15 protein-coding genes are annotated in these 17,175 nt (G+C 60.5%); 8 read left to right on the top strand and 7 right to left on the bottom strand.

The window, feature by feature from the left end; translation table 11 throughout:
* Positions 1-52: 52 nt before the first annotated feature.
* The gene (locus tag WA302_RS23445) at positions 53-1,321 is read left to right on the top strand and encodes a cytosine deaminase (RefSeq protein ID WP_275586838.1); all 1,269 of its coding nucleotides are present in this window, start codon (positions 53-55) and stop codon (positions 1,319-1,321) included.
* Between the two features lie 54 nt (positions 1,322-1,375).
* Here WA302_RS23445 and tsgA read toward each other — a convergent pair whose 3' ends face one another.
* The 4 genes from tsgA to WA302_RS23425 all read right to left on the bottom strand — a co-directional run bounded on the left by tsgA (position 1,376) and on the right by WA302_RS23425 (position 5,445).
* Positions 1,376-2,560: an MFS transporter TsgA gene (tsgA, locus tag WA302_RS23440; RefSeq protein WP_025304528.1), complete on the bottom strand. Its 1,185-nt coding sequence runs from the start codon at positions 2,558-2,560 to the stop codon at positions 1,376-1,378.
* A 191-nt stretch (positions 2,561-2,751) separates the two neighbouring features.
* Positions 2,752-3,732 (bottom strand): LacI family DNA-binding transcriptional regulator, encoded by a 981-nt coding sequence (locus WA302_RS23435; RefSeq protein ID WP_025304527.1) that lies wholly within the window; start codon positions 3,730-3,732, stop codon positions 2,752-2,754.
* A 70-nt stretch (positions 3,733-3,802) separates the two neighbouring features.
* Positions 3,803-5,110 carry a 6-phospho-beta-glucosidase gene (locus WA302_RS23430; RefSeq protein ID WP_025304526.1) on the bottom strand — a complete coding sequence of 436 codons (1,308 nt, stop codon included), beginning with the start codon at positions 5,108-5,110 and terminating at the stop codon, positions 3,803-3,805.
* Positions 5,107-5,445, bottom strand: coding sequence for a PTS lactose/cellobiose transporter subunit IIA (locus tag WA302_RS23425; protein WP_025304525.1), 339 nt, complete (start codon positions 5,443-5,445; stop codon positions 5,107-5,109). The genes WA302_RS23430 and WA302_RS23425 overlap by 4 nt, the downstream gene beginning before the upstream one ends.
* A 353-nt stretch (positions 5,446-5,798) precedes the next feature.
* Here WA302_RS23425 and ppiA point away from each other — a divergent pair, with 353 nt between their 5' ends.
* The 6 genes from ppiA (at position 5,799) to argD (ending at position 12,606) form a co-directional block, all read left to right on the top strand.
* Entirely contained in the window at positions 5,799-6,368 is a 570-nt protein-coding gene (gene ppiA / locus WA302_RS23420; RefSeq protein ID WP_025304524.1) for a peptidylprolyl isomerase A, read from the top strand.
* 155 nt (positions 6,369-6,523) lie between these two features.
* The gene (locus WA302_RS23415) at positions 6,524-8,209 is read left to right on the top strand and encodes a sensor histidine kinase (RefSeq protein ID WP_025304523.1); all 1,686 of its coding nucleotides are present in this window, start codon (positions 6,524-6,526) and stop codon (positions 8,207-8,209) included.
* On the top strand, positions 8,209-8,934 hold the full coding sequence (btsR, locus tag WA302_RS23410) for a two-component system response regulator BtsR (RefSeq protein ID WP_025304522.1): 726 nt from the start codon (positions 8,209-8,211) through the stop codon (positions 8,932-8,934). Before WA302_RS23415 ends, btsR begins: the two co-directional genes overlap by 1 nt.
* Before the next feature lie 151 nt (positions 8,935-9,085).
* Positions 9,086-10,609, top strand: coding sequence for a helicase HerA-like domain-containing protein (locus WA302_RS23405; protein WP_033645261.1), 1,524 nt, complete (start codon positions 9,086-9,088; stop codon positions 10,607-10,609).
* A 72-nt stretch (positions 10,610-10,681) separates the two neighbouring features.
* Positions 10,682-11,257, top strand: coding sequence for an aminodeoxychorismate synthase component II (locus WA302_RS23400; protein WP_025304520.1), 576 nt, complete (start codon positions 10,682-10,684; stop codon positions 11,255-11,257).
* Positions 11,258-11,388: 131 nt separating this feature from the next.
* A complete protein-coding gene (argD, locus tag WA302_RS23395; RefSeq protein WP_261456859.1) occupies positions 11,389-12,606 on the top strand; it encodes a bifunctional acetylornithine/succinyldiaminopimelate transaminase in 1,218 nt (405 codons plus the stop codon).
* Positions 12,607-12,646: 40 nt separating this feature from the next.
* Here argD and WA302_RS23390 read toward each other — a convergent pair whose 3' ends face one another.
* A complete protein-coding gene (locus WA302_RS23390; protein ID WP_025304518.1) occupies positions 12,647-14,725 on the bottom strand; it encodes a YccS/YhfK family putative transporter in 2,079 nt (692 codons plus the stop codon).
* A 50-nt stretch (positions 14,726-14,775) separates the two neighbouring features.
* Entirely contained in the window at positions 14,776-15,408 is a 633-nt protein-coding gene (crp, locus tag WA302_RS23385; RefSeq protein ID WP_004090925.1) for a cAMP-activated global transcriptional regulator CRP, read from the bottom strand.
* 382 nt (positions 15,409-15,790) lie between these two features.
* Here crp and WA302_RS23380 point away from each other — a divergent pair, with 382 nt between their 5' ends.
* Complete coding sequence (locus tag WA302_RS23380) at positions 15,791-16,198, top strand: OsmC family protein (protein ID WP_025304517.1); 408 nt, start codon at positions 15,791-15,793, stop codon at positions 16,196-16,198.
* Between the two features lie 38 nt (positions 16,199-16,236).
* Here the strand turns inward: WA302_RS23380 and WA302_RS23375 are convergent, their stop codons facing one another.
* Complete coding sequence (locus tag WA302_RS23375) at positions 16,237-17,106, bottom strand: phosphoribulokinase (RefSeq protein WP_025304516.1); 870 nt, start codon at positions 17,104-17,106, stop codon at positions 16,237-16,239.
* Positions 17,107-17,175: the final 69 nt, after the last annotated feature.

Below are 17,175 nucleotides of genomic sequence, written 5' to 3'. Positions count from 1 at the left end.
ATGATGAAGAAAACCAGCGCAACGGCAGAGGTGAAGGGTGGCGAAACGTCCATTGAAATTTATCGACAACCTGCGTTTAAGCGGGCATGAGGGATTGTGGCAACTGGCGATCGAGCAGGGGCGCATTGCGCATCTGGTACCGCAGCCGGAGGGGCAGGAGTGGCGCGGCGACGTGTTGGATGCGCAGGGCGGGCTGGCGTTGCCGGCGTTCGTCGAACCGCATATCCACCTGGATACCACGCAGACCGCCGGTCAGCCGGCCTGGAACCAGTCCGGCACGCTGTTCGAGGGCATTGAGCGCTGGGCCGAACGCAAAGCGCTGCTGACTCATGAAGACGTCAAACAGCGCGCCTGGCAAACGCTTAAGTGGCAGATCGCTAACGGCGTGCAGTATGTGCGCACCCACGTCGACGTTTCCGATCCCACGCTGACCGCGCTGCGTGCCATGCTGGAGGTTAAGCAGGAGGTGGCGCCCTGGGTGACGCTGCAGATCGTCGCCTTCCCGCAGGAGGGGGTCCTTTCCTACCCCAACGGCGAAGCGCTGCTTGAAGAGGCGCTGCGGCTGGGCGCCGACGTGGTGGGCGCCATTCCGCACTTCGAATTCACCCGCGAATACGGCGTGGAGTCGCTGCATAAGGCGTTCGCGCTGGCGCAAAAATACGATCGGCTGGTGGACGTGCACTGCGATGAAATCGACGACGAGCAATCGCGCTTCGTCGAGACCGTGGCGGCGCTGGCGCTGAAGCTGGAGATGGGAGCGAAAGTCACCGCCAGCCACACCACGGCGATGCACTCTTACAACGGCGCTTACGCCTCGCGGCTGTTCCGTCTGTTGAAGATGTCCGGCATCAACTTCGTCGCCAATCCGCTGGTGAACATTCACCTGCAGGGCCGTTTCGACAGTTACCCGAAACGGCGCGGCGTGACCCGAGTGAAGGAGATGCTGGAGGCGGAGATCAACGTCTGTTTCGGCCATGACGACGTGTTCGATCCTTGGTACCCGCTCGGCACCGCCAACATGCTGCAGGTGCTGCACATGGGGCTGCACGTGTGCCAGCTGATGGGCTATGGCCAAATCGACGACGGACTGAAGCTGATCACCCACCATAGCGCGCGCACGCTTAACCTGAGCGACTACGGCCTGGCGGCCGGCAACAGCGCCAACCTGGTGATCCTGCCGGCGGAAAGCGGCTTCGACGCGGTGCGTCGCCAGACGCCGGTGCGTTATTCGATTCGCCAGGGTGCGGTGATCGCCGAAACGCGGCCGGCGGAAACCACGCTGCATTTGCAGCAGGAGGAGACGGTGGATTTTCGGCGCTAAGGCGCAAAAAAAGGGCGCCTTGCGGGCGCCCTTGATGTATTTGATGCGAAGAAATCAGTGCGTCACGTGACCGTGGCTGCGGTGCTTGGTCACGAAGCCCAGCAGCAGACACATCACGAACACCGCCAGATACAGGCCGTTAGCGGTGGTCAGCGCCGCATGTGCGCCGCCTTTCGCCACGATCGGGCCGGTGACCACGAAGGTCAGCATGGTGCCGATGGTACCGCAGGTCAGGATAAAGTTGACCAGCTTCGGCGAGGAGACCTTGGTCTGCAGCGAGCCGAGGGTGATCAGCGTGGTGTAGATGGCGCTGGAAACGAAGCCCAGGGCCATGATGTAGTAGCCCAGGTGCTCCGGATTGTCGGTGCTGACGAACAGGTACATCGCGCCGGTAGCCAGCGCGGCCAGCACGGTGACGATGCGTTGCAGATCGAAGAAGCGCAGGATGAAGCTGAACACCCACATGCCAACCATATAAGAGGTCCAGAAGTCGCTCACCAGCTTACCGGCCTGGCCGATGTCCATGTTGAACGACTTGGTGGCGTACTCAGGCACCCACTGAATGAAGCCCAACTGGCCGAGGATATAGCACAGCGCGGCGATCGACAGGAACAGCACGCCGATGCCCCATTTTTCTTTCTCGACTGGTTGACCGGCATCGGCGCCTTTCTTGCCCAGCACCGGGAAGTCGGAGCACAGGGTCAGCACGAAGATCCCCACGTACAGCAGGCCGATGCAGGCATAAACCCAATACCAGCCGATATGGCGGGCCAGCAGCATCGCGGCGACGATCGGGAAGATCATCCCGGCCATGCTGAAGAAGGAATCGGTGAACAACAGGCGCGAACCGCGCTGGCGGCCGGCATACATGTGGGTGATCAGGAAGGTGCCGATCGACATGGTGATGCCGCTTACCACGCCGAGGATAAACATGCACAGCGAGAACATGGTCAGGCTCTTGCCGAGCATCAGCCCTGCGACTGCCAGCACCATCAGGACAAAGCCGAAGATCAACTGACGCTTCAGCGGGATGATTTCCATCAGCCAGGCATTGAGGAAGATCGAAATCAAAATACCGGCGTTGAGGAAAGTAAAGGTGTTACTCATGCTGGAAACCGGCAGATTAAAGTACTCTGCAATGTTTCCCATCACCATCCCTGTGACGATCACTAAAGCACCGGTCAGCGCGTACGAAAAGAAGCTGATCCAGGTAAGCCGTATGCGGTTACTGTCATTCATTGTATAGGCCTGAATATGTCTGTTAGAGGTTTTAAAACTGGCATAAGGCCGCTGGCTTTTCCTGGCAAACGCAGAAAAAAGTCCCGATCAGGCCACCAGGGGGCGGATCCTAGCACAGACAACGGGATTTTTTGTGATGGCTGTCGATTTTTTGATGCAACCCATGAAGGGGTGATACGCATTATTGTGATCTATTTGCGTACCGTCACAATGGAATCACGGTTGATGATCGTCGGCTCAAACCGGTGCGCCGGGGTGGCAGGGTCGATCAGCCTGCGCGCCGCGTATTGGGCCATTTCGCTGATGGGAAAGTGTACGCTGCTCAACGCCGGGCGCACGAAAGGTGCGCGTTCGCCGCTGTCGTAACAGATCAAGGAGATATCCTGCGGTACCCGCAGGCGGTGCTCGTTGATCGCCAGCAGCGCGCCGATCGCCATCTCTTCGTTGCAGCAGTAGATGGCGCTGGGCAGTGCGGTTTGCTGCAGCAGATGATCGGCGCAGCGGTAACCGCTTTCCAGATCGTAGACGCCCTCCAGACAGGCTACCGGCTCGATATTCGCCGCCTGCATCGCCTCTTCAAATCCTTGCAGCCGCAGGCGGCTCGACGGGCGCTCGCGCGGGCCGCTGATGCAGGCGATGCGCCGGTGCCCGGCGTCGAGTAACTGCTGCGTCGCCATGCGGCTGGCAAGCGGGTGATCGAAGGTGACGCAGCGGTCTTCCAGCCCCGGCACCAGACGATCGAGCAACACGAAATCACGTTGCTCCGCCGCCAGCTGGCGCAGCCGATCGTCGCTGAGAAAACGCACGTGCAGGATCACGCCGTCGCAGCGCAGGCTGAACAGTCGCTGCACCGCCTGCCATTCGTTTTCGGCACTGTTGCGGCCCTGGGTCACCAGCAGCTGCTTGCCGTGGGATTCGGCCTCGGTCTGCACGAAGTCCATCAGCGCGCCGAAGAAGCCACCGCGGTACGACGTCGTGACCAACCCGAGGGTATTGCTGTGGCTGGAGGCGAGTGCACGGGCCGCCGGGTTGGGGGTATAACCGAGCTGGGCGACGGCGCGTTCAACCTTCTCGCGGGTCGGCGCCTTGACGTTGCTGTCGCCGTTCACTACCCGCGATACGGTGGCGCGCGATACGCCCGCCAGCGCCGCGACATCTTCCAGTGTCACCATCGTCCAACTCCTGATTACGGCTAAAAAAATGGGTTCGGCGTGCCGAACCCCTGTCATACCGCGCCGGCGCTTACCTGAACTGCGGCAAGTACGGCGCGTTTATCGTCAACACCTCGTCCAGCAACGGCTGTGCCAGGTTGGCGTTGCCCACCAGCGGGTTGGCGATCAGCGCCAGCAAGCCGCTGCGACGATCGCCGTGCACTGCCGCCTCGATGGTCAGGCGCTCGTAGGCTTTTACCTGCTGCGTCAGCGCCTGCATCGGTTCCGACAGCGGGCCGAACGTCAGCGGATGCGCGCCCTGGGCATCGACGATACAGTTGATTTCTATCACAGCATCGTCCGGCAGGCCATGGATTGCGCCGCGGTTTGCGGTGTTGACCACTAATTGCGTGCCGAGATTATTATGGATAGCACGGATCAGCTCCAGCGCAACTTCGGAATAGAAAGAACCGCCGCGGAAGCTGAGTTGCTCCGGTTTACTGTTCAACTGCGGATCGGCATACAGCTCGAACAGCTCTTTTTCTACCTGCATCACCTGCTCGGCGCGGGTGCCGCGCTCGCCGGCGGCAGCCATCTCTTCCGCCAGCATCTCGCGGGTCTGGTAAAAATAGCGGTGGTACGGGCAGGGGATGGCGCCGAGCGCGCGCAGGAAGTCCGGCTGCCAGGGCTCTTCCTTGATGTTGTTCATGGTCAGCGCCGCGCCGTCGCACAGCATGTCGATCACGTTGCCGGTGACGTCGCGCCCCTGCTGCGTGACCTGATGCACCCAGACCATGTGATTCAAACCGGCGAACCGCAGCTGCACGTCGGCGTAAGGCGCCTGCAGCATGTTGGCGATCATGTGATGCATGCTGATCGGTACGTTACACAGGCCGATGATCTTCGCTTTGGTAAAGCGGGACACCGCCTCGGTGACGATGCCGGCCGGGTTGGTGAAGTTGATGATCCAGGCGTCCGGCGCCAGCTTTTCCACCCGACGGGCGATATCCAGCATCACCGGAATGGTGCGCAGCGCCTTGGCGAAGCCGCCGACGCCGGTGGTCTCCTGGCCGAGCAGCTGGTATTTCAGGCCCAGCCGTTCATCGGCGGCGCGCGCCGGCAGTTGCCCGACGCGGAACTGGGTCAGCACGAAAGCGGCGCCGTGAATGGCGTCGTCCAGCGCGAAGTGCACGCTGACCTTCACCTGTTCCAGCCCGTGGCGCGCCAGCATGCGGCGGGTCAGGGCGGCGATGGTTTCCACTTTTTGGCGGCCTGGCTCGACGTCCACCAGCGCCAGTTCGGTGACCGGCAGCTCATCGATGCGTTGGATCAGCCCATCGACCAGTTCGGGAGTGTAGCTGCTGCCACCGCCAATCACCGCGATTTTGAGCGTGTTCATGAGCGGCCCTCCGTCTGTGACTGACGGCGATAGAGCTCGATCATGTCGTCGGCCAGATCCTGGATGACCATGGCGTTCATCAGATGATCCTGCGCATGCACGGTGATCAGGTTGATCGCCAGCTTGCCGCAGCCTTCGTCCAGGCCGATCAGCTCGGTCTGGATCAGGTGCGCCTTCTTCACCCACTCTTTGGATTCGACCATGTGTTTGGCCGCGGCGGCGAAGTCACCGGCGCGCGCTTGCCGCAACGCCATCAACGCATTACTGCGCGCGCTGCCGGAGAACACCAGCAGTTCCATGATGGTGCTTTCAAACTCGGGGCTGACTTCAGTCATCAATTCACTCACGTCATTTCTCCAGGGGTTGCGCGGCTACGCCGCCGTGGGATACCTCAGTATCCGTTCTTTTTATAATGAGAGCGCTCTCATTTATATAGGGTAACGGCAACGGGTGTGCAAACTGGGAGGTAGATCGCAAAAAACGCCCCGGGGCGGCGCTGGGCAAAAAATGCGTGACGCGGTTGGCAAAAAAGCCTTCTGCGCCCATACTTTCCGCAGCAAAATTCAGGGCCGCCTAGGATATGTCCCGTAATTGGGTAAATATAGGTAAATGGCTGGTACTTGCCGATACAGCTCTTTAGAATCAAAGCGCTTTTCCGTTGTTTGTCTCTCAGAGAAAGGACCCGTTAATGTTCAAACGTACTTTAGTGACCTTCGTCGCGCTGTGTTCCCTGACAGCGATGGCGCCAGCGGCGCTCGCTGCCGGTGAAACCCACGTCATGCTGACCACCTCGGCAGGGAATATCGAGTTGGCGCTCGACAGTCAGAAGGCACCGGTTTCCACCCAGAATTTCGTCGATTACGTGAACAGCGGGTACTACAACAACACCATTTTCCATCGCGTGATCCCGGGCTTTATGGTTCAGGGCGGCGGTTTCACCGCTGACATGCAGCAGAAATCCACCAAGGCGCCAATCAAGAACGAAGCCGACAACGGCTTGCGCAACCTGCGCGGCACCATTTCGATGGCGCGCACCGCCGACAAGGACAGCGCCACCAGCCAGTTCTTCCTGAACGTGGCGGATAACGCCTTCCTGGATCACGGCCAGCGCGATTTCGGCTACGCCGTGTTCGGCAAAGTGGTGAAAGGCATGGACGTCGTGGACAAGATCGCTCAGGTGCCGACCGGTAACGTCGGCCCTTACCAGAATGTGCCGACCAAACCGGTGGTGATTCTGTCGGCCAAGGTGTTGCCGTAAGTTTTTTGGCCGATCCCGCCGGGGTCGGCCGTCCTTCCTCACGAAGCCTTGCCTTCATCACTGTTTTCTCCCGTGCCCCATGCTCTAATCGGCAGACAATAACCAGACCGGAAATCCGGCGTTCGCCCTTTGTTGTCTCTGGATGAGTTGCTGCCATGTATGAATTTAACCAGGTGCTGTTGCTGTTGCAGCAGATGTGCGTCTATCTCGTCATCGCCTATCTGCTGAGCAAAACCCCGCTGTTTATCCCGCTGATGCAGGTGACTATTCGCCTGCCGCACAAGCTGCTGTGCTACGTGATCTTCTCGGTGTTCTGCATCATGGGCACCTATTTTGGGCTGCACATTCAGGATTCGATCGCCAACACCCGCGCGATAGGCGCGGTTCTGGGCGGGCTGCTGGGCGGGCCGTCGGTGGGCTTTCTGGTCGGGCTGACCGGCGGCCTGCACCGGTATACGCTCGGCGGCATGACCGACGTGGCCTGCGCGATTTCCACGGTGTCGGAAGGCCTGGTCGGCGGCATCGTACACAGCATCGCCATGCGCCGCGGGCGCATCGAGCTGCTGTTCAATCCGCTGTTTGTCGGCGGCGTGGCACTGGTGGCGGAAGTGCTGCAGATGGCGATCATCCTGGCGGTGGCGCGCCCCTACGACGAAGCGTTGCAGCTGGTAGAGCACATCGCGCTGCCGATGATGATCGCCAATACCGTCGGTGCGGCGATGTTCATGCAAATCCTGCTGGATCGGCGCGCGATGTTTGAGAAATACACCAGCGCTTTCTCTTCCAAGGCGCTGAAGATCGCCGAGCGCACCGAGGGCATCCTGCGCCAGGGCTTCGATCAGGAAAACAGCATGAAGGTCGCCCGGGTGATTTATCAGGAGCTGGGTATCGGTGCAGTGGCGATCACCGATCGTGACAAGCTGCTGGCGTTTATCGGCATCGGCGACGATCACCACCTGCCGGGCACGCCGATCGCCTCGGTGCATTCGCATCGCGCCATCGACAACAACGAGGTGGTGTACGCCGACGGTAATCAGCTCTCTTACTGCTGCTCGATCAATCCGGCCTGCAAGCTGGGATCGACGCTGGTGATCCCGCTGCGCGGCGAAAACCAGCGGGTCATCGGCACCATCAAGCTGTACGAACCGAAAAGCCAGCTGTTCAGCACCATCAACCGCACGCTGGGCGAAGGCATCGCCAGCCTGCTGTCGGCGCAGATCATGGCCGGACAGTACGAGCGCCACAAGCAGCTGCTGGCGCAGTCGGAGATCAAGCTGTTGCATGCGCAGGTCAATCCGCATTTCCTGTTCAATGCGTTGAATACGCTGGTGGCGGTGATCCGCCGCGATGGCGAACGCGCCTGCGATCTGGTGCAGTCCCTCTCGACTTTCTTTCGTAAAAACCTCAAACGTTCGGATGATGAAGTCAGCCTGGCGGACGAGATTGAGCATGTGAACGCCTACCTGCAGATTGAGAAAGCGCGCTTCGCCGATCGGCTGGAGATCGCGGTATCGCTGCCGGAGGCGCTGCTGGCGGCGCGGCTGCCGGCGTTTTCGCTGCAGCCGATCGTCGAGAACGCCATCAAGCACGGCACCTCGCATCTGTTGGGCGTGGGCCGCATCGAAATCGGCGCCTGCTGCGAAGGCGAGCATCTGCTGCTGCAGGTGACGGACAACGCCGGGCTGTTCCAGCCGAAACCGAACTGCAGCGGGCTGGGGATGAATCTGGTAGATAAACGCATTCGCGTGCGCTACGGCGAAGGCTATGGCGTGCAGGTGGATTGCCGGCCGGACGCCTATACCCGCATTACGCTCAATGTTCCCATGGAGAGGGCCGCCTGATGTTAAACGCACTGATTGTTGACGATGAGCCTTCCGCGCGCGACAACCTGCGCCATCTGCTGGAGGCCGAAGCGGGGATCACGATCATCGGCGAATGCGCCAACGCCATCGAAGCCATCAGCCAGATCCACCGGCTGCAGCCGGACGTGGTGTTTCTCGATATCCAAATGCCGCGCATCAGCGGGCTGGAAATGGTCGGCATGCTGGATCCCAACCGCATGCCGCACATCGTGTTTCTGACCGCCTACGACGAATACGCGGTGCAGGCGTTCGAGGAGCACGCTTTCGACTATCTGCTGAAGCCGGCGGAGCCGAAGCGGCTGAGCAAGACGCTGCAACGCCTGCGGCAGCGCAGTGCGCCGCAGGACGTGACGGCGCTGGATGAGAGCGCCGGTTACCTGAAATACATTCCCTGCACCGGCCACAGCCGCATCTATCTGCTGCGGTTTGACGAGGTGTTGGCGATCCGTTCCAAACTGAGCGGGGTATTCGTGGTGCGCAGCGACGGCATGGAGTGTTTCACCGAATTGACGCTGCGCACGCTGGAAAGCCGTACGCCGCTGGTGCGCTGCCATCGGCAGTATTTGGTCAACCTGGAGCAGGTGCGCGAGATCCGCTTCGAAGAAGGCGGCGCGGCGGAGATGATCATGTCCGCCGGCGATCCGGTGCCGGTCAGCCGGCGCTATTTGAAAGCGCTGAAGGAGCAACTGGGGCTGCGGGGGTGATGCAGGTCTTAGGGGGATTCTGAAAAGACAGGCATCATGGGCGTCCCGACGGCGCCCATTTTGTTTGTCCTTGACGGGGTTACGCGGCGCTTATAGCTTTATTGCATCAACAGGCGCGTTTCGCGCCGCGTCAGCGTCAAAGGAACAGAAAATGAGTGAACCACGGATTATCGCCAAGGCGATGAAAGACGGAAAACCGGAACAGGATCTGGTGATTTTGCCGGCGTTGGCCAACCGCCACGGGTTGATTACCGGGGCAACCGGCACCGGCAAGACGGTGACGCTGCAAAAAATGGCCGAACAGTTCTCGCGCATCGGCGTGCCGGTGTTCCTGTCGGACGTGAAGGGCGATCTTTCCGGCATCGGCGCCGAGGGCGTGCCTTCCGAGAAGCTGCAGGCGCGCCTGGCGGCGATCGGCGTCACCGACTGGCAGCCACAGGCCTGCACCATTATCCCGTGGGATATTTACGGTGAAAAGGGGCATCCGATCCGCGCCACCATTTCCGATCTCGGGCCGCTGCTGCTGGGGCGTCTGTTGGATCTGAACGAGGTGCAAAGCGGCGTGCTGCAGCTGGTGTTCAAAATCGCCGATGACAACGCGCTGCTGCTGTTGGACATGAAAGACCTGCGCGCCATGGTGCAGTTCGTCGGCGATAACGCCAAACAATTCCAGACTCAGTACGGCAACATCTCTGCCGCGTCGATCGGCGCCATCCAGCGCGGGTTGCTGACGCTGGAAGAGCAGGGCGCCAACCAGTTCTTCGGCGAGCCGATGCTGGACATCAACGATCTGATGAAAACCGACGCCAACGGCCATGGCGTGATCAACCTGCTGGCGGCGGACAAGCTGATCAATCAGCCGAAGCTGTATTCAGTGTTCCTGCTGTGGCTGCTGGCCGAGCTGTTTGAACATCTGCCGGAAGTGGGCGACCCTGAACAGCCGAAGCTGGTGTTCTTCTTCGATGAAGCGCATCTGCTGTTCAACGACGCGCCGGCGGCGCTGTTGACCAAGATCGAACAGGTGGTGCGCCTGATCCGCTCCAAAGGCGTCGGCATTTACTTCGTCACCCAGAATCCGCTGGATATCCCGGACAGCGTGCTGGGCCAGTTGGGCAACCGCGTACAGCATGCGCTGCGCGCCTTCACGCCGCGCGATCAGAAGGCGGTGAAAACGGCGGCGCAAACCTTGCGCGCCAATCCGGCCTTCGATGCCGAAACGGCGATTACCGAGCTGGGCGTGGGCGAAGCGCTGGTGTCATTCCTCGACGAGAAGGGCCGGCCGAACGTGGTGGAGCGGGCGATGGTCATCGCGCCGGAATCCAAGATGGGCATGCTCGGTGCGGAAGGGCTGAACAGCGCGATCAACAAGTCGCCGTTGTATGGCCGCTATGAAGACATGATTGACCGCGAGTCCGCCTACGAGAAGCTGTCGTCGGGCGGCTTCGCCACCGTCGGTACTGCGCAGCAGGGGCAGCAACCGCAGGCGCAAGCGCAGCAACAGACGGGCGGCGGCCTGATGGACGGATTGAACGAGCTGCTGTTCGGTTCCACCGGCCCGCGCGGCGGCAAACGCGACGGCATCGTCCAGACCGCTGCCAAGAGCATGGCGCGCGATCTCGGCCGGCAGATCCTGCGCGGCGTACTGGGCTCGATCACCGGCGGCCGTAAAAAGTAAGCGGAAATTATCGTCGGCAGCGGCGGGTTAAATCAGTAAACTATGGCGGCGTTTTTCTCTGCCGGACCTAACATGCTGCTGCTGATCGATAACTACGACTCCTTTACCTATAACCTTTACCAGTACTTCTGCGAATTGGGCGCCGAGGTGCTGGTGAAGCGCAACGATGAGCTGCAGCTGGCCGATATCGCGCGGCTGGCGCCGCAGCATCTGGTGATTTCCCCTGGCCCCTGTACCCCGAACGAAGCGGGTATCTCGCTGGCCGCCATTCGTCATTTCGCCGGCAAGCTGCCGATCCTCGGCGTATGCCTGGGGCACCAGGCGCTGGGGCAGGCGTTCGGCGCCGAAGTGGTGCGCGCCCGCGCGGTGATGCACGGCAAAACTTCGGCGATTCGCCATCTGGGCGTCGGCGTGTTTCGCGGCCTGAACGATCCGCTGACCGTGACCCGATATCACTCGCTGGTGCTGAAAGCCGATACGCTGCCGGATTGCTTTGAAGTGACCGCCTGGAGCGAACGCGACGGCGTGCGCGACGAGATCATGGGCATCCGCCACCGCACGCTGGCGCTGGAAGGGGTGCAGTTCCACCCGGAAAGCGTGCTCAGCGAGCAGGGCCATCAGCTGTTGGATAATTTTCTCAGGCGTTAATCCCTTCGCGTTTTTTTCGCCCGTCAGGCGTTTTGCATTTGCGCTTTAGTGTTTTTTTATGCATATTTCGTGATTATATTTTCACTATAACATCGCGATAGCGCTGAAAAACCTTCAGGGTGGAGCCGAAAATGACTGACAAATCCGCAGTGAGCCGCAGCACCTTTGACCAGGTGATCCTGCCTGTTTATGCACCCGCCCAGTTTGTTCCGGTGCACGGCAAAGGCAGCCGGGTCTGGGATCAGCAGGGAAAAGAGTACATCGATTTTTCCGGCGGCATCGCGGTGACGGCGCTGGGACACTGCCACCCGGCGCTGGTCGAGGCGCTCAAACGCCAGGGCGAAACCCTGTGGCATACCAGCAACGTCTTCACCAATGAACCGGCGCTGCGTTTGGCGAGCAAACTGATCGACGCCACCTTCGCCGACCGGGTGTTCTTCGCCAACTCCGGCGCAGAGGCCAACGAGGCGGCGTTCAAACTGGCGCGTCATTACGCCATCACCCGCCACAGCCCGTACAAAACCAAAATCATCGCCTTCTATAACGCGTTTCACGGCCGCACGCTGTTCACCGTGTCGGTGGGCGGGCAGGCCAAATATTCCGACGGGTTCGGGCCGAAGCCGGCCGACATCGTGCACGTGCCGTTCAACGATCTGGCGGCGGTGAAAGCGGTAATGGACGACCATACCTGCGCGGTGGTGATGGAGCCGATTCAGGGCGAGGGCGGCATTACGCCGGTCGACGCCGACTTCCTCAAAGGCGTGCGCAAACTGTGCGACCAACATCAGGCGCTGCTGGTGTTCGACGAAGTGCAAAGCGGCATGGGGCGCAGCGGCAAGCTGTTCGCCTATATGCATTATGGCGTGACGCCGGACATTCTCACCACCGCCAAGGCGCTGGGCGGTGGTTTCCCGGTCAGCGCCATGCTGACCACCGAAGAGATTGCGTCGGTGATGCAGGTGGGCACTCACGGCACCACCTACGGCGGTAACCCGCTGGCCTGCGCGGTGGCGGAGGCGGCGCTGGATGTGATCAATACGCCGGAGGTGCTGAGCGGCATCGAGCAGCGCCACGCGCTGTATGTGCAGGCTTTGCAGGATATCGGCGATAAATACGGTATTTTCACCGCCATTCGCGGCATGGGGTTACTGATCGGCGCCGAACTGACGCCGCATTACCACGGCAGAGCGCGCGATTTTCTCACCGCCGCCGCTGCGCGTGGGTTGATGATCCTCAATGCCGGGCCGAACGTGATCCGCTTCGCGCCGTCGCTGGTGGTGGAGCCGCAGGACATCGAGGCCGGCATGGCGCTGTTCGAGCTGGCGGTGCAGGATGTGATCAACGCCTGAAGCCCGTGTGACGAATAACGGGGCGCGGCATGCCGCGCCCTTATTGATCGCGGAGTTTGCGCTTGAGCCAAATGCCGTGGTGCGGGCGTTGGCGCCAGGCCAGCGACGAAATGGTGTGCATCACGCTCAGGTGCGACAGAATACGCCGCAAATGACGCTCCATCTCGGTAACGGGCATCTCCGGATGCAGATCCGGCGGCTGCATGATGCCGCTGCTGCCGCTGCTCGGGCCGTCGTACTCCAGGCGTTGCTGGCAGCTCTGCAGCGCAATTTCACAGGTTTGCAGATACGTTTCCGCCAGCTTCGGCGTCAGCATATAGTGCTCGCGCGCCAAAATGGTCATGGCATTCAGGTGTTCGACGATGAACTGGCTGTGAGTGACCCATAAACGCATATCCGCCAGATAGTTCGACGCGAATCCCGGCTCCTGCATCGCCTGATTGAGCGAGGTGAACAGCGCGTTGTGCGCCTGGTTGACCTGCATGCGGGCATAGGCCAACGCGGTGGCGTCCGGCTCCGGCTGTTCCAGCATCAGCCGCAGCGCGGCTTGATCGTTTTCCAGTGCCTGATGGGCATTCTTGCGCAGCAGCCCGCTTTGCCACTGCGGCCATAGCCAAATGGTGCCGCCGAACGCCAGCACGCAGCCGATCAAGGTATCAATCAGACGAGGCACCAGAAAATGCGAGCCGTTCAGCGCCAGCAGCTGCAAGGTGTAAACCGCCGTCACCGTAAAGCCAATCACCGATAGCCCGTAGTTCTTGCGTGAAACCAGGTAGGCTAGCAGCGTGATCACCAGCATGATGCTCAGCGTTTCGCCTTCCGGTAACTGCAGCTGCAGCAGCCCGGCCGCCAGCAACAGCCCGGCAATCGTGCCCAGCGCACGGTGCTGAATACGCACCCGGGTAGCGTTATACCCGTTTTGGCTCACCAGCATGATGGTGAGCAGGATCCAGTAAGGCTTCGGCAGGTTGAACACCGCCCCCAGACTGCTGCCGACCGCCAGCGTCACCCCCAGCCGCGCGGCGTTGCGCAGGGCGGTAGATTTGAACGACAGATAGCTGGCTAGCGCCGGCCAAAACGGCAGGCGGTGCTGGCCGGGCATCAGATCGCGGCGGTACAGCGGATGCTGGGTGCGCAGCAGGCGGGCGATGCGGCTGAAGTGGTAATAACAAAACTGGCCGACCGGGTTATCGGGATGCTGCGCCGCCATTTTTTCCAGCGCCGCCAGCTCGTGGGCCATGGAAAAGCGCTTCGAATGTTGATGGTAGAGTATATCGTGCGCCACCACGCGCAGCCGGCCGGCGATCACCTGAGCGTTGCGGCGAATGATCGCTTCGGCCTGGCTCTGCTCCACCAGTTTTTGCACTTCCTCCGGCAGATGCAGGCTGACGGTGATGTGCTCCTGCAGATCCATCGCCACCTGAAAGGCGCGCTGCAGTCGCTTTTGATCGAGGTTGTTGGCGTGCGGCAGGAAATTAAGCTGTTGGTACAGCAGGCTGATCAGATCCATCACCTTTTGCTGGCGCACCAGCAGTGGCGGCAGCGCGGTCTGCGGATCGGTGTGCTGAGTCAGCAGGGAGTATTTGGCTTCGAAGTAGTCCGCCAGTTCCAGATAGAGCTGGCTGAGCGTCTCGCGCATCGGTTGCTCTTTCCACAGCCGGAACCAGAACCAGGTGAATAAGCCGTACCAGACGGTGCCGATCGCGTACAGCAGCGGCGCCTGCCAGACAGGCACCGTGCCGGCCGTGCTGAGAGCGAAGATGGCGGCCACCAGCGCCGCCGGCAACAGCCGGGCGTGCAGCGGGCTGATTTCGCCGGTAACGCCGAGCAGCAGCGCCAGGCCCAGCATCAGCGCCGGCAGCGGCACGTGCCACAGCAGTGCCTGTTGCAACAGCACGCTGCTGAAGGCGAACAGCGAGCCGCCGACGATCAGCCGTTTAAAGAAGCGCTTATGCGGCGTGTCCAGACCGGCGATATTGCAGCAGGCGGGCACCAGAGAGAACATCAGGCCGAGCTGCAGCTGGCCTATCAACAAGCCAAACAGCACCGGTAGGCACAACACCAGCGTTTGTCGCAGTGCGTAGTTGATTTCCGGGTGGTAGATCAGGCGGCGCCACATGGCAGAGAGCAGACAAAAAAACGGCGCAGATTGCGCCGTTTCTTCAGGGATTAACGGGTGCCGTAGACGACAATGGTTTTGCCGTGGGCGGAAATCAGGTTTTGATCTTCCAGCATTTTCAGAATACGGCCAACGGTTTCACGCGAGCAGCCGACGATCTGGCCGATCTCCTGACGGGTGATCTTGATCTGCATGCCGTCCGGGTGAGTCATGGCGTCGGGTTGCTTCGCCAGATTCAGCAGGGTTTGCGCGATGCGGCCGGTCACGTCCAGGAAGGCGAGGTTGCCCACTTTTTCGGAGGTAACCTGCAGGCGGCTCGCCATTTGGGCGGACAGGCGCATCAGGATGTCCGGGTTCACCTGGATCAGCTGGCGGAATTTCTTGTAGGAAATTTCGGCCACTTCACAGGCGGTTTTCGCGCGAACCCAGGCGCTGCGCTCCTGGCCTTCTTCGAACAATCCGAGCTCGCCGATGAAATCCCCCTGGTTGAGGTAGGACAGGATCATCTCTTTACCTTCTTCATCCTTGATCAGCACCGCGACGGAGCCTTTCACGATGTAGTAAAGCGTTTCGGCCTTTTCACCTTGGTGAATCAGCGTACTCTTCGATGGATATTTGTGGATATGGCAATGAGACAGGAACCATTCGAGAGTAGGGTCTGTTTGCGGTTTGCCGAGAACCATTCGCTGTTATCCTCTGTTGTTATCGCTGCCTTGTGTCACAGGGGTCAGAGTTCCCTGTAAAACCCGCCTGTAGCCGCAGTCATGAGCGAGGGCTACCGGCAAGTTTTGAGGCGTGTCATAAAAATACGCTGTCGCTCTAGCATATTAACTTGCCGTAAGCGCTGCAAGCTACATTCTGTTAACATACCGGTAAAGGAGCCTTTCTCTGGGCGTTTCCCTGAAATTCAGTGTCCCGGAAAGATTTATTGCGGCTCTGTTTGTAGCACAGAGTAAGGCGGGTGTCTCGTGTTGTCTCGCTTCAGCATGATTAGCATCAGGTTACGTTGCCTGTTTCTATGCGAAAGCGTACTCTGATTTTAAGAAATTAACCGGAGTGACCAGAATGCAGGCAAGAGTTAAGTGGGTGGAAGGGTTAACGTTTTTGGGGGAATCGGCCTCCGGCCACCAGGTGCTGATGGACGGCAACGCCGGCGATAAAGCGCCGAGCCCGATGGAAATGGTGCTGATGTCGGTGGGCGGCTGCAGCGCGATTGACGTGGTGTCCATCCTGCAAAAAGGGCGCAACGACGTGCGCGACTGCGAGGTGAAGCTGACCTCCGAGCGCCGTGCAGAAGCCCCGCGGTTGTTCACCCATATCAATCTGCACTTCATCGTCACCGGTCAGGATCTGACCGACAAAATCGTAGAGCGTGCGGTGAACCTGTCGGCGGAGAAATACTGCTCGGTGGCGCTGATGCTCAACAAGGCCGCCACGGTGACCCACAGTTTCGAGATCCGCCAACCGGCGTAATCGAGACGGAGCGCGGCCCGCCGCCGCGCTCAACGCATTTATTCGATCTTCTTGCCTTCCAGCAATCGCTGCACCAGCGGCGCCATGATCAGCTCCATCGCCAGCCCCATCTTGCCGCCCGGCACCACTAACGTATTGATGTGCGAGATAAACGAGCCCTGCAGCATCGCCAGCAAATAGGGGAAGTCAATCTGATCCAGCCCGCGGAAGTGGATCACCACGAAGCTTTCATCCAGTGAGGGAATGGCTTTGGCGGCGAACGGGTTGGAAGTGTCCACCGTCGGCACACGCTGGAAGTTGATGTGGGTGCGCGAGAACTGCGGCGTGATGTAGTTGATGTAATCTTCCATCGAACGCACCACCGAATCCATCACCGCCTCGCGGGAGTGGCCGCGCTCGCCGGTATCGCGGATCAGCTTCTGGATCCACTCCAGGTTGACGATCGGCACCACGCCGACCAGCAGATCGACGTGGCTGGCCACGTCATGGTGTTCGGTGACCACACCGCCGTGCAGCCCCTCGTAGAACAGCACGTCGGTCGGCGCCGGCAGCGGCTCCCATGGGGTGAAGGTGCCCGGCACCTGATTGTAGGGCACCGCTTCGTCGTAGGTGTGCAGGTACTTGCGCGAACGGCCGGTGCCGTTTTTGCCGTACTCGATAAAGCTCTGCTGCAGCAGGCCGAAGTCGTTGGCCTCGGGGCCAAAATAGCTAATGTGCCTGCCCAGATCGCGCGCCTTGCGGATCGCCGCGTCCATTTCCGGCCGGGTGTAGCGGTGGAAGCTGTCGCCCTCCAGTTCGGCGGCGCGAATGTTGAGCTGTTGGAAGATTTTGCGGAACGCCACGCTGGTGGTGGTGGTGCCGGCGCCGCTGGAACCGGTCACCGCAATAACGGGATGTTTGGCAGACATGGTGGTTGTCACTCCGTGTTGAATGCGCCGGCGTCAGGGGATTATTGTGGCTCTTGTTGACGCTCTCTA

The organism is Serratia sp. 201 (genome assembly GCF_037027545.1).
In the GTDB taxonomy this organism is placed as follows: domain Bacteria; phylum Pseudomonadota; class Gammaproteobacteria; order Enterobacterales; family Enterobacteriaceae; genus Serratia; species Serratia bockelmannii.
Note: the sequence above shows the minus strand (reverse complement) of the source record. Positions and strands in the feature narration are given on the sequence as shown.